Source organism: Longimicrobium sp., from assembly GCF_048594345.1.
In the GTDB taxonomy this organism is placed as follows: domain Bacteria; phylum Gemmatimonadota; class Gemmatimonadetes; order Longimicrobiales; family Longimicrobiaceae; genus Longimicrobium.
Genome location: NZ_JBMDXM010000250.1, coordinates 1 through 23,175, shown reverse-complemented (window position 1 = coordinate 23,175; position 23,175 = coordinate 1). Strand labels below are relative to the sequence as shown.

At 71.0% G+C, this 23,175-nt stretch carries 24 protein-coding genes; 1 reads left to right on the top strand and 23 read right to left on the bottom strand.

The window, feature by feature from the left end; all coding sequences use genetic code 11:
• Positions 1 to 306: 306 nt before the first annotated feature.
• The 8 genes from metK to hprK form a co-directional block, all read right to left on the bottom strand.
• Positions 307 to 1,482 (bottom strand): methionine adenosyltransferase, encoded by a 1,176-nt coding sequence (gene metK, locus ACOJUJ_RS26685; RefSeq protein ID WP_420129980.1) that lies wholly within the window; start codon positions 1,480 to 1,482, stop codon positions 307 to 309.
• Positions 1,483 to 1,559: 77 nt separating this feature from the next.
• Positions 1,560 to 3,341 (bottom strand): phosphoenolpyruvate--protein phosphotransferase, encoded by a 1,782-nt coding sequence (gene ptsP / locus ACOJUJ_RS26680; RefSeq protein WP_420129979.1) that lies wholly within the window; start codon positions 3,339 to 3,341, stop codon positions 1,560 to 1,562.
• 5 nt (positions 3,342 to 3,346) lie between these two features.
• Complete coding sequence (locus tag ACOJUJ_RS26675; RefSeq protein ID WP_420129978.1) at positions 3,347 to 3,616, bottom strand: HPr family phosphocarrier protein; 270 nt, start codon at positions 3,614 to 3,616, stop codon at positions 3,347 to 3,349.
• A 13-nt stretch (positions 3,617 to 3,629) separates the two neighbouring features.
• The gene (locus ACOJUJ_RS26670; RefSeq protein WP_420129977.1) at positions 3,630 to 4,370 is read right to left on the bottom strand and encodes a PTS system mannose/fructose/sorbose family transporter subunit IID; all 741 of its coding nucleotides are present in this window, start codon (positions 4,368 to 4,370) and stop codon (positions 3,630 to 3,632) included.
• Positions 4,367 to 5,038 (bottom strand): PTS sugar transporter subunit IIC, encoded by a 672-nt coding sequence (locus ACOJUJ_RS26665; protein ID WP_420129976.1) that lies wholly within the window; start codon positions 5,036 to 5,038, stop codon positions 4,367 to 4,369. The genes ACOJUJ_RS26670 and ACOJUJ_RS26665 overlap by 4 nt, the downstream gene beginning before the upstream one ends.
• A complete protein-coding gene (locus tag ACOJUJ_RS26660) occupies positions 5,035 to 5,523 on the bottom strand; it encodes a PTS system mannose/fructose/N-acetylgalactosamine-transporter subunit IIB (protein WP_420129975.1) in 489 nt (162 codons plus the stop codon). Before ACOJUJ_RS26660 ends, ACOJUJ_RS26665 begins: the two co-directional genes overlap by 4 nt.
• Positions 5,498 to 5,917 (bottom strand): PTS sugar transporter subunit IIA, encoded by a 420-nt coding sequence (locus tag ACOJUJ_RS26655; RefSeq protein ID WP_420129974.1) that lies wholly within the window; start codon positions 5,915 to 5,917, stop codon positions 5,498 to 5,500. Before ACOJUJ_RS26655 ends, ACOJUJ_RS26660 begins: the two co-directional genes overlap by 26 nt.
• A complete protein-coding gene (gene hprK, locus ACOJUJ_RS26650) occupies positions 5,910 to 6,860 on the bottom strand; it encodes an HPr(Ser) kinase/phosphatase (protein WP_420129973.1) in 951 nt (316 codons plus the stop codon). Before hprK ends, ACOJUJ_RS26655 begins: the two co-directional genes overlap by 8 nt.
• Before the next feature lie 721 nt (positions 6,861 to 7,581).
• Between hprK and ACOJUJ_RS26645 the strand changes: the two genes are divergently transcribed.
• Positions 7,582 to 8,235, top strand: coding sequence for a hypothetical protein (locus ACOJUJ_RS26645; RefSeq protein WP_420129972.1), 654 nt, complete (start codon positions 7,582 to 7,584; stop codon positions 8,233 to 8,235).
• Positions 8,236 to 8,340: 105 nt separating this feature from the next.
• On the opposite strand, the gene ACOJUJ_RS26640 is transcribed toward ACOJUJ_RS26645, so the two are convergent.
• From ACOJUJ_RS26640 to ACOJUJ_RS26570, 15 genes are all read right to left on the bottom strand, one after another.
• Complete coding sequence (locus ACOJUJ_RS26640) at positions 8,341 to 8,853, bottom strand: hypothetical protein (RefSeq protein ID WP_420129971.1); 513 nt, start codon at positions 8,851 to 8,853, stop codon at positions 8,341 to 8,343.
• Between the two features lies 1 nt (position 8,854).
• Positions 8,855 to 10,033: a glycosyltransferase family 4 protein gene (locus ACOJUJ_RS26635; RefSeq protein WP_420129970.1), complete on the bottom strand. Its 1,179-nt coding sequence runs from the start codon at positions 10,031 to 10,033 to the stop codon at positions 8,855 to 8,857.
• Complete coding sequence (gene nusB / locus ACOJUJ_RS26630) at positions 10,030 to 10,464, bottom strand: transcription antitermination factor NusB (RefSeq protein ID WP_420129969.1); 435 nt, start codon at positions 10,462 to 10,464, stop codon at positions 10,030 to 10,032. The genes ACOJUJ_RS26635 and nusB overlap by 4 nt, the downstream gene beginning before the upstream one ends.
• Positions 10,461 to 10,940: a 6,7-dimethyl-8-ribityllumazine synthase gene (ribH, locus tag ACOJUJ_RS26625; protein WP_420129968.1), complete on the bottom strand. Its 480-nt coding sequence runs from the start codon at positions 10,938 to 10,940 to the stop codon at positions 10,461 to 10,463. The genes nusB and ribH overlap by 4 nt, the downstream gene beginning before the upstream one ends.
• 113 nt (positions 10,941 to 11,053) lie before the next feature.
• Positions 11,054 to 12,259 carry a bifunctional 3,4-dihydroxy-2-butanone-4-phosphate synthase/GTP cyclohydrolase II gene (locus tag ACOJUJ_RS26620; protein ID WP_420129967.1) on the bottom strand — a complete coding sequence of 402 codons (1,206 nt, stop codon included), beginning with the start codon at positions 12,257 to 12,259 and terminating at the stop codon, positions 11,054 to 11,056.
• A 561-nt stretch (positions 12,260 to 12,820) separates the two neighbouring features.
• The gene (bla, locus tag ACOJUJ_RS26615; protein WP_420129966.1) at positions 12,821 to 13,945 is read right to left on the bottom strand and encodes a class A beta-lactamase; all 1,125 of its coding nucleotides are present in this window, start codon (positions 13,943 to 13,945) and stop codon (positions 12,821 to 12,823) included.
• Positions 13,942 to 14,598: a riboflavin synthase gene (locus ACOJUJ_RS26610; RefSeq protein WP_420129965.1), complete on the bottom strand. Its 657-nt coding sequence runs from the start codon at positions 14,596 to 14,598 to the stop codon at positions 13,942 to 13,944. Before ACOJUJ_RS26610 ends, bla begins: the two co-directional genes overlap by 4 nt.
• A 97-nt stretch (positions 14,599 to 14,695) precedes the next feature.
• Positions 14,696 to 15,145 carry a DUF7684 family protein gene (locus tag ACOJUJ_RS26605; protein ID WP_420129964.1) on the bottom strand — a complete coding sequence of 150 codons (450 nt, stop codon included), beginning with the start codon at positions 15,143 to 15,145 and terminating at the stop codon, positions 14,696 to 14,698.
• Positions 15,146 to 15,178: 33 nt separating this feature from the next.
• A complete protein-coding gene (gene ribD, locus ACOJUJ_RS26600) occupies positions 15,179 to 16,282 on the bottom strand; it encodes a bifunctional diaminohydroxyphosphoribosylaminopyrimidine deaminase/5-amino-6-(5-phosphoribosylamino)uracil reductase RibD (protein WP_420129963.1) in 1,104 nt (367 codons plus the stop codon).
• 214 nt (positions 16,283 to 16,496) lie between these two features.
• On the bottom strand, positions 16,497 to 17,543 hold the full coding sequence (locus ACOJUJ_RS26595; protein WP_420129962.1) for a hypothetical protein: 1,047 nt from the start codon (positions 17,541 to 17,543) through the stop codon (positions 16,497 to 16,499).
• 105 nt (positions 17,544 to 17,648) lie between these two features.
• A complete protein-coding gene (locus tag ACOJUJ_RS26590) occupies positions 17,649 to 18,674 on the bottom strand; it encodes a hypothetical protein (protein WP_420129961.1) in 1,026 nt (341 codons plus the stop codon).
• A gap of 12 nt (positions 18,675 to 18,686) precedes the next feature.
• A complete protein-coding gene (purM, locus tag ACOJUJ_RS26585; RefSeq protein WP_420129960.1) occupies positions 18,687 to 19,724 on the bottom strand; it encodes a phosphoribosylformylglycinamidine cyclo-ligase in 1,038 nt (345 codons plus the stop codon).
• Entirely contained in the window at positions 19,717 to 20,640 is a 924-nt protein-coding gene (locus tag ACOJUJ_RS26580) for a PfkB family carbohydrate kinase (RefSeq protein WP_420129959.1), read from the bottom strand. Before ACOJUJ_RS26580 ends, purM begins: the two co-directional genes overlap by 8 nt.
• Positions 20,641 to 21,164: 524 nt before the next feature.
• The gene (argS, locus tag ACOJUJ_RS26575; RefSeq protein ID WP_420129958.1) at positions 21,165 to 22,868 is read right to left on the bottom strand and encodes an arginine--tRNA ligase; all 1,704 of its coding nucleotides are present in this window, start codon (positions 22,866 to 22,868) and stop codon (positions 21,165 to 21,167) included.
• Positions 22,869 to 23,175, bottom strand: a 307-nt coding sequence (locus ACOJUJ_RS26570; RefSeq protein ID WP_420129957.1) for an FmdB family zinc ribbon protein, incomplete at its 5' end; no start/stop codon positions are given.

Genomic DNA, 23,175 nt, shown 5'->3' with positions numbered 1-23,175 from the left:
CACCAGGTCCCCTGCCCCACAACCAACCTCCCCCGGCAGTTTCGGGGGAGGTGGGCGGGTGGTGCCCGCCCGGAGGGGGCGCGCCGGCCTCTCCGAAGCACCCAGTCCCCTGCCCCACAACCCAACCTCCCCCGGCAGTTTCGGGGGAGGTGGGCCGGTGGTGCCGGCCCGGAGGGGGCGCGCCGTGCCTGCCGCAGCACCCTGTCCCCCGCCCCACAACCCAACCTCCCCCGGCAGTTTCGGGGGAGGTGGGCCGGTGGAGCCGGCCCGGAGGGGGCGCGCCGGGCCCTCCGCAGCGCTCCGTGCTTAGTCCGCCGCCTTCTTCAGCTCGTCCACGCGGTTGGTCAGCTCCCACGGGAACAGCTGCAGCTCCTGGCCATCGGCCTGCACCTCGGGGTGGCGGCCAAAGTGGCCGTACGCCGCCGTGGGCTTGTAGATCGCCGTGCGCAGGTTCAGCGCCTCGATGATGGACAGCGGCCGGAAGTCGAACACGCTCGCCACCGCCCGCTCGATCGCCTCTTCGTCCGTCTTGCCCGTGCCGAACGTGTCCACCCGCACCGACACCGGCTCCGCCACGCCGATGGCGTACGCCAGCTGGATCTCGCAGCGGTCCGCCAGCCCGGCCGCCACCACGTTCTTGGCCGCCCACCGCGCCGCGTACGCCGCCGAGCGGTCCACCTTCGTCGGGTCCTTGCCGCTGAAGGCGCCGCCGCCGTGGCGGCCCATGCCGCCGTAGGTGTCGACGATGATCTTGCGGCCGGTGAGCCCCGCGTCGCCGTGCGGCCCGCCGATCACGAAGCGGCCCGTGGGGTTCACGTGGATGATGCACTTGTCCGCGTCGAACAGTCCCTCGGGCATCGCGGGGACGATCACGTGCTCGATGATCTCGTCGCGGATCTGCTCCGGGCCCGCCTCGGGATCGTGCTGCGTCGAAACCACCACCGTGTCCACGCGCACCGGCTGGCCGCCCTCGTACTCCACCGTCACCTGCGTTTTGCCGTCCGGCCGCAGAAAGCCCACCTTGCCCGACTTGCGCACGTCCGCCAGCCGCTTGCTTACGCGGTGCGCCAGCAGGATGGGCATGGGCATCAGCTCGTCGTTCTCGCGCGTGGCGTAGCCGAACATCATCCCCTGGTCGCCCGCGCCGCCCGTGTTCACCCCCATGGCGATGTCGGGCGACTGCTGGTCGATGGTCGTCATCACCGCGCAGGTGCTGCCGTCGATGCCGAACTGCGCGTCGGTGTAGCCGATCCCCTTGAGCGTGCCGCGCACGATGGCCGGGATGTCGACGTAGGTGCTGGTGGTGATCTCGCCCGCGACCACGGCCACGCCGGTGGTCACCAGCGTCTCGCACGCCACGCGGCCGGTGGGGTCGGCCTCCAGGATGGCGTCGAGCACGGCGTCGGAGATCTGGTCCGCGATCTTGTCGGGATGGCCCTCGGTTACGGACTCCGAGGTAAAGAGCTGGCGGCGTGCGGCCACGGGTCCAAGCCTGTTTTCAGGGGGAAATCGGTCGGTGAATTACGGGGTCGTTCCGGCGGGGCCAAGCTACGCGATCGTCAGTCGCCGGACAAGCTGTGCAGGCCGTTGAACTTGCCCAGGTCGATCATCCGGCCCAGCCGCTCGGTCACGCCCACCGCCAGCTCGTCGGGCGTGGACGCCCGCAGCGCCTCGTCCACCGCCTCGCGTGCCGCCTCGTACGTCACGGAGCGGATGACCTTCTTGATCTCGGCCAGCGACGACGGCGCCACGGACAGCGAGGTAGCCTTCATCCCGATCAGCAGAAACGCGCCCACGGGGTTGGCCGCGAACTCGCCGCAGACGCTTACCTCGATCCCCGCCTCGTTGCCGGCGCGGGTGATCACGTCCAGCAGCCGCACCACGGCGGGGTGGAACGGGTTGTACAGCCGCGCCAGCCGCGAGTTGCCGCGGTCCACCGCCAGCGTGTACTGCACCAGATCGTTGGTGCCGATGCTGAAGAAGTCCACGTGCCGCGCCAGCTCCGGCGCCAGCATGGCCGCCGCCGGCGTCTCGATCATCGCGCCCAGGCGGAACTGCTCCGGCACGTCGTGGCCCTCGGCGCGCAGCTCGGCCAGGCACTGCCGCATCAGCACGCGGCTGCGCTCCACCTCGCTGATCTCGTTCACCAGCGGGAGCATGATGCGGATGTCGCCGTGCGGCAGCGCGCGGCCCAGGGCGCGCAGCTGGGTGCGAAAGACCTCCGGCTCGTCCAGGCACACGCGGATGGCGCGCCACCCCAGGAACGGGTTCTCCTCGCGCCCGATGTGCAGGAACGCGGGGAACTTGTCGCCCCCCAGGTCAAAGGTGCGGATGACCACCGGCTGCCCCGGAAACGCCTCCGCCACCTTGCGGTACGCGGCGTACTGCTCCTCCTCCCCCGGCGGCGTCGCCCGGCCCACGACCAGGAACTCCGTGCGGTACAGCCCCACGCCGTCCGCGCCGTGGTTGTGCGCGCTGTCGGCCTCGCCCGGCAGGTCGATGTTGGAACGCAGCGCCACCTTCAGCCCGTCGCGCGTCACCGCGGGCAGGTGGGCGAGGAGGACGAGTTCCTGCTCCCACTCGCGCACCAGGTAGTCGCGCTGGCGGTACGCCTCCTTTTCCTCTTCCGTGGGCGCGATCACGATGCGCCCCGCCCGCCCGTCCAGGATCATCTCGTCGCCGTCGCGCACCGTCTCGCTGACGTTGCCGAGGGAGACCACACAGGGGATGTCGAGCGAGCGGGCCAGGATGGCGCTGTGCGAGGTGCGCGTTCCCAGGTCCGTGGCGATCCCGATCACGTGCCTGGGGTCCAGCTGGACCGTGACGGAGGGCGTGAGCTCGTGGGCGATCAGGATCACCTTGTCGCCGTCCACGCGCGCGGCCAGGTCGGGGTCCGGCATCCCCATCAGCCGGCGAAGGACGCGGGCCTGGATGTCGGCCAGGTCGGCCAGCCGGTCGATGATCATGGGGTGCGACGAGTGGGAGAGCGCCGATTCCCATTCCAGCACCCGCCACTCGAAGGCCCGCTCGGCCATCACGTGGTTCTCGCGGATGTAGCCGATGGTGCCCTGCACCAGGTCGGCGTCCTCGAGCATGAGCACCTGCGGATCGAAGATGCGGGCCTCCACCTCGCCCACCGTGCGGGCGGTGCGCTCCTGCACGGCGCGGACGCGCTGCTGGGCGTAGGCGCACGCGTCCAGAAAGCGCTGCACCTCGGCCTCGACCCCGTCCGGCGGCACGCTGGCGCCGTGGGGCACGCGCGGCACCTCCCAGCGCAGCACGCGCGCGGGGGCGATTACGATCCCCGGCGCCGCCGGGATGCCGTCGCGGACCACGCTCACCGTCCCTACTCCTCGCCGAATCGGTTGCGGATGAGCTCCACCAGCGCGTCCACGGCACCCGCGGCGTCGTCGCCGCGGGCACGGACGTGCACGGTAGAGCCGCACTCGGCGGCCAGCATCATCACCCCCATGATGCTCTTGCCGCTCACCTCCACGTCGTCCTTGCGGATGAACACCTCGCTCGCGAAGCGGTTGGCCAGCTTCACGAACTCGGCCGCGGGACGCGCGTGCAGGCCGTACTTGTTGACGATGGTCACTTCGCTCGCGTGTTCCATCCCATCCAGCTTCTTACGGGTTGTTCGCCAGCGCCACCCCGGCCACCAGGATGGCGGTGAGCGCCACGGCCGCCACCCAGCGCACGCGGGGCCCCAGCATGATTCCCGCGGCCAGCGCAAGCGCGCCCACCGCGGCGTACGGAATCCCCGGCTCGCCGCCCCAGCCGATGGCCAGGACCGCGGCGAATCCGGACAGCACCGCCCCCGCGTCGCCCGCGCGGTCGCCCAGCCGCTCGAACGGCGCCTCGCGCAGGGCGCGCGCCACCTGCAGGCCGTCGCGCCAGCCGGCGTTCAGCCCCCAGACGCGCATCCACAGGTGCAGCGCGTTGTACGCGATCAGGAACGCCAGCACGGCGATCCACCACCCCGCGCCGGCCAGCAGCAGCGCCACCATCAGCAGGGCGCAGGCGGGGCGCCAGGTAAGCCACACCAGCCGGTCGCCCATGGAGCCCAGCGAGCCCCGCACCGCGCTCTTGAAGCGGTCGATGAGCTCCGGCGGCACCCCGTCCGCCTCCAGCCGCGCCAGCGCCCCCGCGGCCACGCCCGCCAGGTACGGGTGCGCGTTGAAGAGCGCCGCGTGCCGCGCCAGCGCCTCGCGCAGCTTCGCGGGATCGTCCGCGTACACGTGGCGCAGCGCGGGGGCCAGCACGAACGCCATCCCGGTGCCGATGAGGGTCTGGTAGTTCCACGACCCCTGCACGGCCAGGGAGCGCAGCAGCATGGCCCGGCGCACGGAGCGCGGCAGTGGGGTCACGCCCGCAGCCACAGCAGCACCGCGCCCGCCGCGGCCCCCGCCGCGAACAGCGGCAGCCGGCGGCGCCCGAACAGGCGCAGCGAGCTGGCCAGCGCGGCGGCGGCGGACAGGGCCAGCGCCGGGCGCGTCCACGGCTCGCGGAAGGGAATCCACCCCAGTGTCTCCAGCAGCGTCCCCAGCACCAGCAGCCCCGCCAGCGTCACCACGGCCCCGCGGGCAAAGTCCAGCACCATCGCCCCCAGGTGCAGCCGCTCGATCCGCTCCGGGTCCACCGGCCCCGGCGGCGGCACGGCGATGCGCACGTTGATCCGCCGCATCCACTCCATGCTCCGCCCGCCCAGCCACCCCCACCCCAGCATGAAGACCACGGAAGCCAGCAGCGCCACCTGGGACGAAGCCGGCGCGCCCGCGAAGGCGCCCGCGGCGGCCACGGACGCAGGCCCCGCCTCGGGCGTGCGCGCCGCGCCCACGGGAAGCACCGCCAGGTGGATGGCCTCCATCAGCACCCCGCAGACGATGCCGCCCTCGGGGTTCCCCGCGATCATCCCCGCCAGCCCCGCCGCGATCAGCGGGCGGCTGAGCATGAACTGGCCGACCGACGTGGCGTCCAGCGCCAGCAGTCCGCCCAGCAGGCTCAGCAGCAACAGGGTTGGCGGGTCCGGGATCATCCGCCCGATCCCAGCAGCTCGTCCAGGGGCACGGCGCGCGTGGCCGGCAGGTCGCGCGCGGAAACCACGGCGCCGGTCGCCGCCAGCCGGCGCAGCGTCTCGCGGTCGCCGTCGTTCAGGTGCAGCCAGGGAAGCACCCGGTCGCGCCCCGCCGCGTGGTGAATGCCGCCCAGGTTCACCTCTTCGCCGGCCAGGATGCCGCCCTCCGCCAGCCGCAGCGCGGTGGGGATGTCGCGCACCAGGGCGATGACGCGCCTGGACCCGGCGCGCCACTCCGCCACCTGCGCACGGGCGTCGTCCACCGTGGCGAACGAGGCCTCCATCTCCGGGGGCACGCCCAGGCAGTACAGCTCCTGCTCCCAGGGGCTGGCGGCGATGGCGTCGTCCACCACCACGATGCGGTCGGCGTGGAGGGGGCCGCCCCACCCCACCACCACCTGGCCGTGGATCAGCCGCTCGTCAACGCGAAGCAGCACGATCGCCATGCGCCGCCACCTCCCGGCACGAGCCGGTGATCGCCGCCTTTCCCTTGTTCACCAGCCGCTCGGTCAGCTCGGGAAGGGAAAGGTCGCGGTGAAAGACGAAGTCCAGCAGCATGGGCAGGTTCACCCCGCAGATGACCGCCGTGTCCGGCCGGTCGATGGTCAGCCTGCGCGCGGCAAAGGCGCAGCTGCCGGACGGCATGTCGGTAAACACGATCCCCGGGCCGTCGCCCAGTGCCTCGCCCACGGCGGCCTGCAGCGCCTCGGGTCCGCACCCGTCGTTGCTCACGGCGCGCAGCGCCCCGGCCTCGGCGCCGGCGATCTGCCGCACCGACTGCACCAGCCCCTCGGCCAGCGAAGCGTGGCTCACCACCAGCCCCACCACGGGCTTACTCATAATCCTCCTCCAGGTACTCCGACGTGCCCATCATCCGGTTCTGGAGCCGCTGGTTGAACAGGCGGGCAGTATCCACGCCGGCATATTTCAGCAGGTGGTTCATCGCCACCACCTCGCAGACGACCGTGATGTTCTTGCCCGGCACCAGAGGCACCGTCACCAGCGGCACCGGCACGCCCAGGATGTCCATCGTCCTGGTATCCAGCCCCGTGCGGTCGTAGGTGGCGTTCTGGTCCCAGATCTCCAGCTGCACCACCACCTCGATGCGCTTCTGCTGGCGGATGGCCCGCACGCCGAACATGGTGCGCACGTCGATGATCCCTACCCCGCGGATCTCCATGTGGTGCTTCTGCAGCTCGTGCCCCTTGCCGATGAGCACCTCGTTGCCGCGCCGCGTGATCATCACCAGGTCGTCGGCAACCAGCCGGTGCCCTCTTTCGACGAGGTCCAGCACCGTCTCGCTCTTTCCTACCCCGCTCTTGCCGGTAAAGAGCAGTCCCACGCCGTACACGTCGGCCAGCGAGCCGTGCAGGGTAGTGCGCGGGGCGAACCGCTCTTCCAGGAACGGCTTGATGCGGGTGTAGAACTCGGCTGTCTTGAGGGCGCTGCGGATGAGGGGCGTGCCCACCTGGTTGCACAGCTCCACCAGCGGCTCCGGCGCGTCCTGCCCCTTGGTGATGAAGACGACGGGGATGTCGAAGTCCAGAAAGGTGATCAGCGCGGCGCGGCGGCGCTCCTCGTCCAGCGACTCCAGGAAAGCGACCTCGGTTTCGCCCAGCACCTGCATGCGGTCGCTGGGAAAGCGCTCGGTGTAGCCGGTGAGCACCAGCCCGGGGGAGCTGATGTCGGGATTGGTGACGGTGCGCGAAAGGCCGCGCTCGTCCGTCAGCAGCTCCAGCACCAGTGTTTCCCGCTTTGCGCGCAGCAGCTCGTCGACCGTCAATGGTCCTCGCCCTGGTGGTTGGCGTTGCGCCCGATGTGGTGGTACGGGCGAAAGGATAACGCGGAACCCCGCGCTCCGACAGACGCGGAGGGCCAAACGTCGAACTGCGCCCGACGGTGCCCCTCCCCCGGCCCCTCCCCGCTCGTGCCTCGCGGAGAGGGGAGGACGTGGCCGCAGGGCTCGCGACGTCGACGAACGGCATCCTGCTGTCGACCGACAGGGCCCTCACCCGCTCGCTCAGGCTCGCACCCTCTCCCGCAAGCGGGAGAGGGTATAAACTTCCATGCCGCTTCGACGAGGTGCGTTCGCACCTCCCTCCCCCACGCAGTTTGTGGGGAAGGGCCGGGGAGGGGGGCGGCTCACCATCTCGCACCCTTCTGCCCGATTCGCCTCAAACCCGGCCCAACCACAACCTCCCCCGGCAGTTTCGGGGGAGGTGGGCGGGTGGTGCCCGCCCGCAGGGGGCCCGCGCCGGCCCGTCCGAAGCGCTGCGAACTCAGCCTGAACTCAGCCCGAGACCAATATCCTGAAATCCTGAAATCCATTATCGAGCGGCTACGCATCACGCTGGCCGCTCCCGGACGCCCACTATCGGCCCGATTATCGCAGGCTTCCCATGCTCGTGCTCCCGCACCCATACGGGTACGCTGAATCACACGCGGTGCACGGCGGGATACAGAACTCCTTGCACGTCCCGTACTCCTCGCAACAGCCCAGGCAGATGAACACTCCGCACCGGACCGCCGCGCGGCTTGTACGCGCAGCCACCCTTGCCTGCGCGCTGTTGCTCGCGCTCCCGGCGCGCGCCGCGGCGCAGGAAGCCGGGGCGCAGGAGGACAAAGAACCGCGCGATTTCTGCTGGAGGGGGCGGCCGCAGAGCTCGTGCGAGATGGTAGCGGTGGTGCACTTCTCCTACTACCCGCCCATGCCGCCCACCCGCGACCTGGGCGCGCCGTGGGAGTGGGAGTTCGGCCTCCTGGTGAACCGTGGGCCCGCGCACGCGGTCGGCGGAACGGTGTCCGTGGGGATGGACGGCGACGGGACGCGCACCGCGCTCAAGGCGCGCTACCGGCGCTGGCTGAGCCGCTACGCCGCGGTTGACGCGTCGGGCGGGCTGGCCCTTGCGACGTCGGACTGGGATCCCAGTCCTTTCAACCACAATTCGGCGCTCGGAGTTACGGGCGACGTGGCGGTGGGCTTTACCGACTGGGCTTCGGTCGGCGTTCGCGGCGACCTGCTGTGGCGCGACGGCGAGCCGCTCAACGCCACCTACGGCACGGTTCGCCTGGGGACCACTCCCGGCCTGACCGCCAACGCCCTGGCAGTCCTGGGCTTCATCGTCCTCATCTTCACCGTGGGTTCGCTAGGCGACTGACCCCTGGACGTCCCGCCTCGCCCCTTCGAAAGGTCCCGCGCCCCGCGGCCGGGACCGCGCCAAAGGCGGATTCAAACGTTTCAGCGGCGGGCTCGGCGGGCTGATTTACCCGACCTCGGCGTACCGCGCGACACCGGCGTCACACGCGGCGGCGGGGCTGGTCTGCCTGGCGATCACCCCCGACGCCACCGAGGCGAGCACGATCAGCACGGCGCCGATCCGCGTGGTGCGCGGCGACCAGCCGTGGCCGGGATAGCGCTGTGTGAGCGCGGGGCTCGCGCGGCTCACCAGCGCGTCACCGCCCCAGACAAAGATCCACGCGAGAAAGGCGGCCCACGCAACCGCCGTCACCAGCAAAGAGCCCAGCACGAAGGGGTCCGCCAGCGGCCGGTCGTGCACACAGAACGGTGACTCCCAGCCGGCGGCCAGCTGCAGCGCCGCCAGCGCCACGCACAGCCCGCCCAGGCCGACGATCCACGCCCGCAGCAGCCGCGCGGAATCCGCCGGGGCCATCACGCCCTGCGCCTCAAGCGTCCGAAAGCGGCGCCGGTAGACGAAGGCGTTCACGGCGACGACCACCAGCATCAGCAGCCAGAAGTATCGAAAGATCGCCGGCATCTCAGCCCCCGGAACCGGGCGTGTGGCCGCCGTTGCCGCCGGGAGCGTCTCGGGTGGAGCCGCGGCGAATCCTCTGCCCCGCCACCTGCGCCAGGTGCGCCTCCGTAAGATCCGCCGACCGCTCCCACGAAAATCCCTCCGCGAACACACGCCCCGCGGCGCCAAGCGCCGCGACGCGCTCCGGGTCCGCCGCCAGGCCGCCGAGCGCGTCCGCCAGCTTCTCCACGTCGCCGTAGGGGACCAGGAGGCCGGTGCGGTCGTGGACCACGGATTCGCGCAGGCCGGGCGAGTCGGCGGCGACGGCGGGGGTGCCGCAGGCGGCGGCTTCGATGTTGGTGATTCCCCACCCTTCCTTGGGCGACGGCAGCACCGTGCCCCAGCAGGCGCGCAGCAGCTCACGCTTGCGCTCCTCCGTGACGAATCCCTCGAACGTCACCCGGTCGCCGATCCCAAGCCGCTCCACCTGCGCCCGCAGCCGCGGCTCCTCGTCCCCCCGCCCGGCGACCAGCAGGCGCACGTGCGTGCCGCGGTCGCGCAGCAGGGCGACGGCGTCCACGGCCTGGTCGATGCGCTTGTAGCGCTTAAGCCGGCCGACGTAGAGAAAGGTGGGCTGGGGTAAGCGGGCGACGCGCGGATCGGGCGAGAAAAACTTCAGGTCCACGCCGTTGTGGATGACGCGGATGTCCTCGCGGCGCAGCCCACGGGCGACGAGGTCGTCGGCGGTGCTCTCGGAGACGGCTTCGGCGGGGAGGCCGCGGTAGGCGAAGGGGATCGGCCGCTCCAGCAGCCACGTGGCCGCGGCGAAGGGCGCGCTGGCCTCGCGGAACGCCGTCGCGCCGAACAGGTGGTGGACCAGGAGGACGAGCGGCCGCCGGACCCAGTACGGGGCGAAGAGCGGAACCTTGTTCAGATCCTCCACCACCACGTCCCAGGGCTGGGCCGCGAGATGCCGCCGGTAGTACGCGGGCGCGGCCAGGGAAAAGGTGTTGCGGCCGCCGGTGCGACGGATCTGCATGCCGCCGGACTCGGCGCGGGGGCGCGCGCCGGGCCAGCCGGAGCAGAGAAGCGTGACCTCGTGCCCCCGCCGCGCCAGCCGTCCGAAGATTTCGTGCAGGTGGATCTCGGCGCCGCCGGACTGGGGGTTGGCGAGGTCCTGCCAGTTGAGGACCAGGATCTTCAAGCCCCCGCTGCCTCCCCTGGAGCCACGCGCCGCATAACCGCGTCCAGCACGCCGTTCACGAAGCGGGGCGAATCGGCCGTGCCGTACTTCTCGGCCAGCTGCACCATCTCGCGAATGCACATGCGCGGCGGCACGTCGTCCACAAACATCATCTCCGCCGTGCCCAGGCGAAGGATCGCCCGGTCGACGACGGCCAGCCGCTCCAGCCGCCAGTTGGTGAGCGACTCCACGATGGTGGCGTCGATCCTGGCCAGGTTCTGCCCCACCAGGCGCACCAGGATCTCGGCGTAGGGGCGGTTGGCGGGCGACACGCGCAGCGAGGCGAACAGGTCCTGCAGCACCGGCATCCCCATCTCGGCGGCGGCGCCGCGCTGCTCCCACGCGTACAGCGCCTGCAGCGCCCATCCGCGGGCGCGGCTCCGGTTCTTCACTTTGCCTCCCGGCCGCCCAGGCGGGCGTACAGGTCGCTCATCTCCATCGCCACCATCGCCGCGTCCCATCCCTTGTTCCCGGCCTTGGTCCCCGCCCGCTCGATGGCCTGCTCGATGGTTTCCGTCGTCAGCACGCCAAAGACGACGGGAACGTCGACCGCCGCGCCCACGGCCGCCACGCCGTTGGCGGCCGCGCCGGCAACGTAGTCAAAGTGCGGCGTGGCCCCGCGGATCACGCACCCCAGCGCGATCACCGCGTCAAAGCGCCCGCTCTCGGCCAGCATGCGCAGCGGCCCCGCGAGCTCCCACGCGCCGGGTACCCACACGGCCTCGATGCCGTCGTCGGCCACGCCGTGCTGCAGCAGGCAGTCGCGCGCGCCGGCCAGCAGCTGCCGGGTGATCAGGTCGTTGAACCGGCTGATGACGATGCCGAACCGCTTGCCCTCGCCGCGGATCTGTCCGTGATGTTCAGTCAAAACGAGTTTCCAGTGCCCAGTTCCAAGTGCCCAGTGCCCCCGTCCCGCGGCACCGACGACGATCCCGTTCTTTTACTTTCGCACTTCCGCACTCACGCACTTTCGCACTTCCCTCACGTCGGCAGCAGGTGCCCCATGCGCTCGCGCTTGGCGCGCAGGTAGCCGCTGTTGTGCGGATTGGGCTCCACGGTAAGCGGAAGCTGCTCCGTCACCGATAGCCCGTAGCCGTCCATCCCCACGATCTTCTTGGGGTTGTTGGTCAGAATGCGCACGGACGAAAGCCCAAGGTCGAGCAGGATTTGCGCCCCGATGCCGTACTCGCGCAGGTCGGGGAGAAAGCCCAGGGCCTCGTTGGCCTCGACCGTGTCCATCCCCTGGTCCTGCAGGTTGTAGGCGCGCAGCTTGTGCACCAGCCCGATCCCCCGCCCCTCCTGCCGCAGGTAGACGATCACCCCGCGCCCCTCGCGCTCGATCTGCGCCATGGCTCGGTCCAGCTGCTCGCCGCAGTCGCAGCGCATGGAGTGGAACACGTCGCCGGTCAGACACTCGGAGTGCATGCGCACCATCATGTCGGGCACGCCCTCCACGTCGCCCTTGATCATGGCCACGTGCTCGTGCGGGTCCACGTCGTTCTTGTAGGCGATGATGCGCCAGTCGCCGAACGGCGTGGGGATGGTGGCCTCGGCCTCGCGGTGCACCAGCCGCTCGCGCTGCAGGCGGTAGGCGACGATCTGCGCCACGGTGATGAACTTGAGGCCGTGCCGCGCGGCGAACTCCTCCAGCTGCGGACGGCGCGCCATCGTGCCGTCGTCGTTCAGGATCTCGCAGATCACGCCCGCCGGCGGCAGCCCCGCCAGCCGCGCCAGGTCCACCGACGCCTCCGTCTGCCCCACGCGGCGCAGCACGCCGCCGGCGCGGGCGCGCAGGGGAAACACGTGGCCCGGGCGGCGCAGGTCCGACGGCTTGCTTTCCGGGTCCAGGCACACCTGGATGGTCTTGGCGCGGTCCCACGCGCTGATCCCCGTGGTCACGCCAAAGCGCGCGGCCGCGTCGACCGAGACGGTGAACGCGGTGCTCAGCGCCTCGGTGTTGTGCTCGCTCATGGGGCGCAGCTCCAGCTCGTCCGCGCGTTCGGCGGTCAGCGCCAGGCAGATGAGCCCGCGGCCTTCCCTGGCCATGAAGTTGATGATCTCGGGCGTCACGGCCGATGCCGCGCACACCAGGTCACCCTCGTTCTCGCGGTCCTCGTCGTCGGCGACGATGACCATGCGCCCCGCGCGGATGTCCGCGATCGCGTCTTCTATCCTGTCGAACGGCATCGTATTTCCTCGTTCGCCGTTGATGTCGATCAATGGTACCCGGCCGTACGGATCACCGGCCGCTCCTGGTTCAAGCCATGGTGCCCGAACCACGAAATCCGTCGCGTGACGGTGTCCGCGGGTTCGGTGCGCGTCGGCCCGCATCACGCTGGCGCCCGCGGTGCCCCTCCCCCGGCCCCTCCCCGTTCGTTCCTCACGGAGAGGGGAGCACTTCGGTCCCGCTTCGACGGACGTTCGGCTGCGTCCGCCAGCGCCCCCTCCGCTCGCTTAGGCTCGCACCTCCCCCAAAAAACCTGGGGGAGGTTAGTGTCGCCGCTGGTTCGATGCTCGGCGAACGGCATCACGCTGCGCCCGCGCGGTGCCCCTCCCCCGGCCCCTCCCCGTTCGTTCCTCACGGAGAGGGGAGCACTTCGATCCCGTTTCCGACCTCCCCGAAGCGCACCTCAGCCTTCCGAACCACCCCTCCCCCGAAGTTGGGGGAGGGGTCGCCAGCCGTCGCGAGGAACGAGCGAAAGGCCTGGCGGGGGAGAGGGCCCCCGAGGGTCGCGCCGGCGCCGGATCCTACTGCTGAAGCATCGTATCCCGCCCCGCCGCCGAATCCCGAGCCACCGTCGTGTCCCGCGGCTGCCCCGTAACCGCGGACGCGCCGCCGGTTCCCGCGAAGTGCGCGTACACGGCGCGGGCGGCGGCGGCGATGACCGGCTCTACCTGCTCGTTGGTCTTCGTCGAGTTGCGTACGAAGACCGCGAGCGCCACGTGGGTGCCGTCCGGCAGCGTGACCAGCCCCGCGTCGTTGGTGACGCGGCCGATGGTGCCCGTCTTGTCCGCCACCTCGGTGTCGCGTGGCACCCCCGCGCGGATACGCCGCGCCCCCGTGGGCGAACGGCGCATGGCGTCCAGCAGAAAGCCGCGGCTGGTGGGCGAACTCCACTCGCCGCGCTGCACCTGCACCAGCAGCGCCGCCATGGCGTCCGGGGTGGAGGTGTCGCGCACGTCGGCGAAGAACCGCTCACGCGCCGCCTGCTTTTGCGCCGGCGGCACGGAGTCGATCCACCCCCGCACCCGCTGGGGCGTCCACTCCACCGGCGGCGGCGCCCCGGTGACGCCGTTGTAGTCCAGGTAGACCTCCCCCTCGTACCGGTCCACCCGCATCCCTTCGACGCCGCGCGCGCGCAGGTGCGCCATCACCGCCCGCGGGCCGCCGGTCAGCCGCATCAGCGCGTCGGTGGCGGTGTTGTCGCTGAACATCATCATCGACTCGATCATCCGCCGCACCGTCACCGTTCCGCCGCCCGCGGGCAGCCTCTCGCTGACGGGGCCGGGGCCCAGCCGGTAGTCCGCGGGCGTCAGGCGGACGGTGTCGTCCAGCGAGACGCGGCCGCTGTCCACCTGCGCCAGCACGGCCAGCGCGATGGGGAGCTTGTAGGTGCTCGCCATGGGGAACGCCTCACCATCGCGGTGGCCCACGGTGCGCCCGTTCTCCACGACGACGGCGGATACGCCCAGCTCCCCGCCCGAGTCGCGCTCGATCGCGAGGAAGGCGCTGTCCAGGGCGCCGCTGTCCACCGCGGCGCTGTCGACCTGCATGGCCTCCACGGGGACGGTGTTCTGGCCGCGGTAGTCCGGGTCCGGCGACGGCTCGCACGCGGCCAGCGCCAGCGGGACGAACGCGGCCGCAAACCTCACTGGTACCCCCACGCCTTGAGAACGTGCTCGGCGCCGATGTTTCCCTGCCCCGCGCCGTGCGCCGGCGCGCCCAGCAAGTTGCGGACGAACTTGCCGATCATGTCGCCCTCCACGTTCACCCCGTCGCCCTGGCGCAGTTCGCCGATGGCCGTGTGCTCCCAGGTGAACGGGATGATGGAAACCTGGCAGACGCTCGGCGCCGGCAGCTCGTTCACCGTCAGGCTGATGCCGTTGAGGGTGATGGAGCCGTGCAGCACGGTCACGCCCACCACCTCGTCCGGGAGGGAGAAGTCGATGAGCGTAAGCTCGTCGCGCGGCTCGATGCGCAGCACCTTGCCCACGCCGTCCACGTGCCCCGCCACCAGGTGCCCGCCCAGCCGCGCGCCAAACGCCAGCGCGCGCTCCAGGTTCACCCGCTGCCCCGCGCGAAACGCGCCGAAGGTGGTGCGCCCCAGCGTGGTGGCGATGGCCTGCACGGTGAAGCCGTCGGGGAGGATGGACGTCACCGTCTGGCACGCCCCGTCGATGGAGATGCTGTCGCCCAGCCCGATCCCCTCCAGCACCGTCTGGGCGGAGAGGGTGATCTGGACGCCGTTCCCCAGCGGCTCCACGCCCGCGATGGTGCCGACTTCTTCTACGATCCCGGTGAACACGATTCCTGCTTTGCTGAATGCACGTGCGCCCACGTCGGTCCGACGCGGGCGCAAAGTTACGGCACAAGGCGGGGGATGCGCAAAGGCGCGGGATAATTCACCCGCCCACCGCGTCCAGCTCTTCACGAACGCATTCGCTCAGCCGCTCCTCGACGGGCGCGTCCGCTCCGACGACGAGCAGCAGACAGCGCGCGAAATCGCGGTCGGTGCGGGCGCTGTGCACCAGAAAGAACACTACCTCGTCCGGAGGCTCGCCGCGATGGCTGCTCGTCATCACCACGTCATCGTCCGGCAGGTCCAGCACGAGGTACGCATCGTCCGCGGCTTCTTCCCACGCGTCCGTCTCCGCACCGCCGCAGACCACGTAGCGGCAGCCGCCGGCGATCAGCGCGTGCGTGATGCGCTGCTTCTGCGCGTTCGAAGTAGGGCGCGTCGCCCACACCAGCGCCGCAAACGGCTCGTCGCCGAATAGCGGAGGCAGGGCATCCGCGGGCTCCATCGCGTGGAGAACGAAGGCGCGCCGGTCGTGAGTCGCGATTTGCTGCATCGGCTTTCCTTTCGTCCATCTGTCAGTTGTACCTCAGGCCGCCGGGCGCGCCAGCGTGATCAGCGTATCCGCGCCGAACACCTGCGTCTCGATGCGACGCCAGCGGAGTGCGTCGGCTAGAGGCAGGCTGGGGAGTCCGGCGAAGGGCGAGCCGCCTTCGGGGCCGATGAGGACGGGGGCGTAGAAGAGATACATGCGATCCACCGCGTCCGCCGCCAGCAGCGCGGAGGCGAGGACGGAGCCGCCTTCGACGAAGATCGAGCGAACGCCCGCTTCGCGGATGGCGCGGAGCTGATTGGCGAGGCCGGAGCCAGCCACGACGCGCACACCTGCATCCTCCAGCGCGCGGCGGCGGTCGGCGGACGCATCGGGCTCGCAGACGGCCAGCACCGGGACCTCGCGCGCGGAGCGGACGAGCTTGCCATCCACCGGCAGCCGCAGCCGGCGATCGAAGACGATGCGAGTCGGCGGAACCCGCGGCTCCACGGCACCGCGGACGGTGAGCAGCGGGTCATCCGCCAGCGCGGTGCCGATGCCGACGGCGATGGCGTCGTAGCCGGCGCGCAGGCGGTGCACCTCGGCGCGCGCTTCTTCGCCGGTGATCCAGACGGAGCGGCCGTCGCGGTCGGCGATGCGGGCGTCCAGCGACATCGCCAGCTTGAGCGCGACGAACGGCCGCTCCACGTCAAGCGGCGAGTGCGCGTGGAAGAAGACGGCGTTCTGCTCGCGCACGGCCGCCGCCTCCACTCCCCCCAGCACCTCGATCCCCGCCGCACGCAGCACCTCGCCGCCGCCCTGCGCCTTCGGGTTGGGATCGAACCCGCCGAACACCACGCGCCGCACACCGGCCTCGATCAGCGCGCCGGTGCAGGGCGGCGTTTTGCCCCAGTGGCTGCAGGGCTCCAGCGACACGTAGGCCGTGGCGCCGCGCGCCCGGCCGCCCGCCGCGCGGAGCGCCTCCACCTCGGCGTGGGGCTGGCCGTACTCCGTGTGCCATCCCTCCCCCACCACCTGGCCGTCGCGCACGATCACGCAGCCCACCATGGGGTTGGGCGCAACCCTGCCCCACCCGTTCGCGGCCAGCTCGATGGCGCGGCGGATGAAGTGGACGTCCTGCGGCGTGGGGTCGTCAGACATGGGACAGGATCACGTGCCCAGGTTCAAGTGCCGGGTGCCGCAGAGGCGGTCGTGCGGCGTTTCTGGTCATGGACATCCGCCTGCACATCCCTCGATCACGTGCAGGCTTTCGTGCGCTCCGCGGCGCATCACGCGAAAGGCCGCCTCCCCACGGGAAAGGCGGCCCTCAGGTGCGCGACCAAGTCCGCACTCACGCACGTCCGCACTCACGCACTCACAGCGACAGCCGCGCGCCGATGCTGCCGAAGAAGGTGCCTTCGTTGGGATCGAAGTCGCTCGTGGACGGGAACCCCTGGATGGGATCGGAGCCCTGCATCCACCCCAGCTCGGCCACAAGGGAGCCGAAGAGGATGGTGAAGGATCCGTTGACGAACGCCGACCAGCGGTCGTTGTCCACGGCAACGTCGGTAAAGCGGATCACCTCGCGGTTGCCGGCCGTGGGCGGCAGGGCGAACGCGAAATCCGCGCTGGTTTCGAAGCGGTCGTAGCCCACGCCCGCCGTAAGCCCCAGCCCCAGCAGCCGCTTGCTGACGGCCGCGCGCGCGCTCCAGTTGTCCAGCCCGAGATCGATCTCGCCAAAGTCACCCTGGGCGTTGCAGGTGCGGCGGCTGGGGTCGTCGGGCGCGACCACGCTGGGCGTCTCGGTCCCCGCGCACACCGTGCCGAACTTTACGTCGCCCAGGCTGCGGTACATCAGCGACACCGACACGCCGGGCATGACGAACGACTCGCGGATCAGCCCCACCCGCGCGCCGGCGCCCCACGAGAACGCGTTGTTGCCAAAGTCGTCGCCCACCAGCTCCAGCGGCAGCACGCTCACGCTGGCCAGCAGGTCGATGGCGCCAAACCCGCCGATCGCGGGCGCCACGCTGATCCCCTGCGTAAGGCCCATGGCCAGGTTGGCCCCGATCGCCGGCGTGGGGATGGAGAACTCCTTCGTCTCGTCCTCCGACGCCTGGCGGATGTCGGGCATGCGCGCGCCCACCACGTTGATGCGCCCCGTAAGGCTCACGCGGGGGATCATGCCCAGCCGCACGCCGCCGGTGCTGGCGGTGCCCAGCGTGGGATTTCCCCCGGCCATCAGAATGCCCAGCTGCGGCTGGGCGGCGTCCACCGCTTGCGCCACCATGCCGCACCGCTCCGCACGGCTCCCCGGCGTCCCGGCAAACTGGTCGCAGATGGTCTCGATGTCACCCTGCGCCGCCGCGGGAGCGGCAAGAAGCGCCGCGGCGGCCGCGAGCGCCCACGTCTTTTTGATCATCCCGTCGCTCCGTTGGCTCAGCACCACGTTGCCGTCGCCGGGGACGGCTTCCCCGGCGATCCACACTCCGCTCGCCCGCGGCGGAACCGCCGGGGCCCGCGCGGCTCAGAGGGAAAGCCGCGCGCCGATGCTGCCGAAGAAGGTGCCATCCTTGGGATCGAAGTCGCTGGTCGACGGGAAGCCCTGGATGGCGTTGGAGCCCTGCATCCACCCCGCCTCGGCCACGATGGAACCGAAGAGGATGGTGAACGAGCCGTCGATGAACGCCGACCAGCGGTCGTTGTCCACGCCCACCTCGTTGAAGCGGTAGACCTGCTCCGTGCCCACCGGCGGCCCGGGCGCGCGCACGGCAAAGTCGGCGCTGGTCTCGAACCGGTCGTATCCCACGCCCGCCGTAAGGCCCAGCCCCAGCAGCCGCTTGCTGACGGCCGCGCGGGCGCTCCAGTTGTCCAGCCCGAACTCGATCTCGCCAAAGTCGCCGTCGGTGGAGCAGACGGAGCGGTTGTCGCCCGCCGCCACCTCGCTGCCAGAGCACACCTCGCCAAAGCGCACGTCGCCCAGGCTGCGGTACATCAGCGACACCGACACGCCGGGGGTGACGAACGACTCGCGCACCAGGCCCACGCGCGCGCCCGCGCCCCAGGAGAACGCGTTGTCGCCAAACTCGTCGCCCAGCAGCGACAGCGGCAGCACGCTCACGCTTCCCAGCAGGTCGATGGCGCCAAACCCGCCGATCATGGGCGCCACGCTGAACCCCTGCGTAAGCCCCACGGAAAGGTTGGCGCCCACCGCCGGCGCGGGAACGGTGAACTTGTCCGTCTGGCCGTCCGCCTCTTCGCGGATGTCGGGGAGCCGCGCGCCCACTACGTTGATGCGTCCCGTAAGGCTTACGCGGGGGATCAGGCCCAGCCGCACGCCGCCGGTGCTGGCGGTGCCCAGCGTGGGGTTGCCGCCCGCCATCAGGATCCCCAGCTGCGGCTGCGCGGCGTCCACCGCCTGCGCCACGATCACGCACTGCTCCGCCGCGATGGCGGGAATGCTCTCGCACACGTTGCCGATGTCGGTCTGCGCCGCCACGGGGGCGGAAAGGAGCGCCGCGGCGGCCGCGAGCGCCCACGTATTCTTGATCATCCCGTTGCTCCGTTAGCTCAGCACCACCTTGCCGTCGCCGGGGACGATTTCCCCGGCGATCCACGCCCGCTCGCCCGCCGCGGACAGGTCGCGCACCACCGCGTCCGCGTCCTCCGCCGCGACGGCCGCCACCATCCCCACCCCCATGTTGAAGGCGCGGAACATCTCGTCACGCTGCACCCCGCCCTCCCGCTGCAGCACCTGGAACACGGGGGGAACGGTCCAGCTTGCCAGGTCGAAGCGCGCATCCACGCCGCCGGGAAGGATGCGCGGCACGTTGTCGACCAGCCCGCCGCCGGTGATGTGCGCCAGTCCGCGCACGCGGCCCGCTTCGATGAGCGGATACAGCGGCTTGAGGTACGATCGATGGACGCGCAGCAGCACGTCGGCCACGCTGCCGTCCTCGTCCGGAAACGGCGAGTCCGGCGTGAGCCCCATGCGGTCGAAGACGATGCGCCGGGCCAGCGAGTAGCCGTTGGTGTGCAGCCCGGTGGAGGCCAGCCCGACGAGCACGTCGCCGGCGCGGATGGCGCGGCCGTCCATCACCCGGTCCTCCTCCACCATGCCCACGATGGTCCCCGCCAGGTCGTACTCGCCGGGCTGGTACATGTCGGGCATCTCCGCCGTCTCGCCGCCCAGCAGCGCGCAGCCGTTGGCCCGGCACCCGCGCGCCACGCCCTCTACCAGCGCCTCGACGACGCCGGGCTCCAGCCGGCCGACGCCCACGTAATCGAGAAAGAAGAGCGGCCTGGCGCCCTGCACCAGGATGTCGTTGACGCAGTGGTTCACCAGGTCCTCGCCCACCGTCCCATGGCGGCCGGTGGTGAACGCCACCTTGAGCTTGGTCCCCACCCCGTCCGTGGACGCCACCAGCACCGGCTGCTTCGCGTCCCTCGGCACACGGTACAGCCCGCCGAACGAGCCCAGCTCGCTGAGCGTGTCGGGCGTGGCGGTGGAGCGCACCAGCGCGGCGACGCCCTTCATGGCCTGGTGCGCGGCGTCGATGTCGACGCCGGCGGCGGCGTAGGAAAGGCCGGGCTGCTCAGACACCGGCGTCCACCGGCAGCTCGAAGACGGTCATTTCGCGGAAGTGCCGCACGCGCTCCTCGATCTCGTCGGCCGTCAGGTCCTTGAAACGCTCGACGGAGAACTTTTCTACCGCGTACGAGCCCAGCACGCTGCCGTACACTACGGCGCGGCGCAGGTCGTTGTCCTCCATCCGCCCGCTCTGCGCCAGGTGCGCCATGAATCCGCCGGCGAACGCGTCGCCCGCGCCGGTGGGGTCGAACACGTCTTCCAGCGGGTAGCCGGGGGCAAAGAAGGTGGAGTGCGGGGTGAAGAGGATGGCCCCGTGCTCGCCCTTCTTGATGATCAGGTAGCGCGGGCCGCGGTCCATGATCCACCGCGCGGCGCGCGACAGGTTGTGCTGGCCGCTCAGCTGGCGCGCTTCGGCGTCGTTCACCATCAGCAGGTCCACGCGCCCCAGCAGGTCGATCAGGCGGCTGCGCTTGATCTCGATCCACAGGTTCATGGTGTCGCACGCCACGAACCGGGGCTTGTGCACCTGGTCCAGGACGTTGATCTGCAGTTCGGGATCGATGTTGCCCAGGAACACCCACTCGGCATCGCGAAACTGCTCGGGGATCTTGGGGGCAAAGTTGGCGAACACGCCCAGGCGGGTCTCCAGCGTTTCGCGGCTGTTCAGGTCGTAGCTGTACACGCCGGACCAGCGAAAGCTCTCGCCCGCGGCGCGCTCCAGCCCGGCCAGGTCCACGTTGCGCTCGGAAAGGAAGCTGAGCGCCTCCATCGGGTAGTCGTCACCTACGACGCCCACCAGCTGCACGGGGTGCAGCAGCGAGGCGGCGGCGGAAAAGAAGGTGGCGCTGCCGCCCAGCGCGTCTTCCGCGCGTCCAAACGGCGTTTCCACGGTGTCCAGCGCTACGCTGCCGACGACGAGAAGGGACATGGTCCTGGTGTATGGGAAGAAGAGGAAAGGACGGAGCTGCTGTTTGGGAAAACCACGACTACGGGCATCGAACCGCGTCCGCGGGGTGCCCCTCCCCCGGCCCCTCCCCGTTCGTTCCTCACGGAGAGGGGAGAGTGTTGCCGCGGGATTGGGACTCGACGAACGGCATCGGACTGCGTCGCGGGGCGCCCCCTTACTCGCTTAGGCTCGCACCTCCCCCATAAACCCCCGGGGGAGGTGGACTTCGATCCCGCTTCGGCGAGGTGCGTCGCACCTCCCTCCCCCGCGCAGTTTGCGGGGAAGGGACGGGGAGGGGGGCGGCCCACCATCTCGCGCTCGGATGTCCGACGCGCCCCGTCCCCAGCCCCACACCCAACCTCCCCCAGTCTTTTTTGGGGGAGGTGGGCGGGTGGTGCCCGCCCGGAGGGGGCGCCGGCCCCGCGCGCCGGCCCGTTCGAAGCGCGCCGAACCCCGTGCCGTGTATCCCCCCTCCCGCGCTGTTTGCGGGAGGGGGCGGCGCGCTCTCAGGCGCCGCCGGGGGAGGGCTCTTCCGCGCGGTCCATCCGCTCCGGCGCGCTGATGCCCAGCACCGCCAGGCCGTTGCGCAGCACCACCTGCACCGCGCGCGAAAGCACCAGCCGGGCGCGCGACTGCTCCGGAGACACCTCGGCACCGATCACGCGCAGCGAGGCGTCGCGGTTGCCGGCGTGGTACCAGCTGTTCACCGCGCCCGCCACCTCTTCCAGGTACGCGCAGATGGCGTGCGGCGTGTGCGCTTCGGCAGACGACTCGATCTCCTCCGGAAAGCGCAGCAGCAGCTTGACCAGCTCCGCCTCGCTCTCGTGGCTCAGCAGCGACAGGTCCGCGGCGCCGGCGTCGACGGTGGACGGATCCACCTCCGCACGGCGGAAGATGCTGGACAGGCGCGCGTGGGCGTACTGGATCTTGTAGACCGGGTTCTTGTCGGACTGGTCCAGCGCCAGGTCCAGGTCGAACGTGAGCTGGGCCTCGGCGCGGCGCATGAGGAAGAAGTAGCGCGCCACGTCCACGCCCACCTCGTCGTACAGCTCGCGCATGGTCACGTAGTCGCCCGCGCGCTTGCTGAACTTTACCTCCTGCCCGCCGCGCATCACCAGCACCATCTGGTGCAGCACGTACTCCGGGTAGCCGGCCGGCAGCCCCAGCGCCTGCAGCCCCGCGCGCACGCGGGCCGTGGTGCCGTGGTGGTCGCTGCCCTGCACGTTGATGGCGCGGTGGAACCCGCGCTCCCACTTGTTGAGGTGGTACGCCACGTCCGGCAGGAAGTACGTGGGAAAGCCGGTGGACTTGACCATCACGCGGTCCTTGTCGTCACCGAACTCCGTGGTCCGCAGCCAGACGGCGCCGTCCTTTTCGTACACGTGCCCCGTTTCGCGCAGGCGGCGGATGGTCTCCTCCACCGCCCCGCTGCCGTACAGCGACGACTCCAGGAAGTACGTGTCGAAGCGCACGCCCAAGCCGTCCAGGTCACTGTTCTGCTCCGCGCGCAGCCGGGCGACGGCAAAGACGCGCATGGCGTCCAGCGCCTCGGGCGACTCGTCGCCGGCAAAGCGGTCGCCGTGCTCGGCCACCAGCGCCTGCGCGATCTCGCGGACGTACTCGCCGTGGTAGCCGTCGTCGGGGAACGTGGCCTCGCGGCCCAGCGCCTGCTGGTAGCGCGCCCACACGCTGCGGCTGAGCCGGTTGATCTGCTCGCCCGCGTCGTTGTAGTAGTATTCGCGGTGCACGGCCCAGCCGGCCCACGCCAGCAGCTCGGCCACCGCGTCGCCCATGGCGGCCTGCCGCCCGTGGCCAATGTGCAGCGGCCCGGTGGGGTTGGCGCTCACGAACTCCACGTTCACGGGCCGGCCGGCGCCGCTCTCGTTGCGGCCGTAGCGGTCTCCCTCGCGGACGATGCGGACGAGTCCGTCGCGCAGAAAGTCCGTGGACAGGCGAAAGTTGATGAACCCCGGCCCGGCCACCTCGGCGCTGCGGATGCCGGCGGCCGCGCGGTCGATGCGCTCCGCCAGCTCGTCGGCGATCTGCCGCGGGGCCTTGCGCAGGGGCTTGGCCAGGGTGAGCGCCACGTTGGTGGCCCAGTCACCGTGCTCCGGGTTGCGCGGACGCTCCAGGGCAACGGACACGGGTTCCTGCACGCCCATCTCCCGGAGGGCGCGCTCGATTTCGGCCTGCAGCTTGTCTACGGCCATCTACTCGCTCGTGGACGACCCGCCCGACGATCCGCCGGACGAGGACGATTCGGATTTGGGGGCGGGCTTGCTTTCCGCCTTGGATTCACCGGACGACGACGACGCGCCGCCCTTGTCGCTCTCGGCGGCCTTCTTGTAGCCGTCGCCGCGGTAGTCGGTGATGTAGAACCCGCTCCCCTGGAACACCAGGCCGGCGCCCCCGCTGATCCTGCGCTGGGCCTGGGCGTGGCAGTTGGGGCACTCCTGGACGGGCGGAGCGGACATCCGCCCGAACTTCTCGAACTCGTTGCCGCACTCGGGGCAGCGG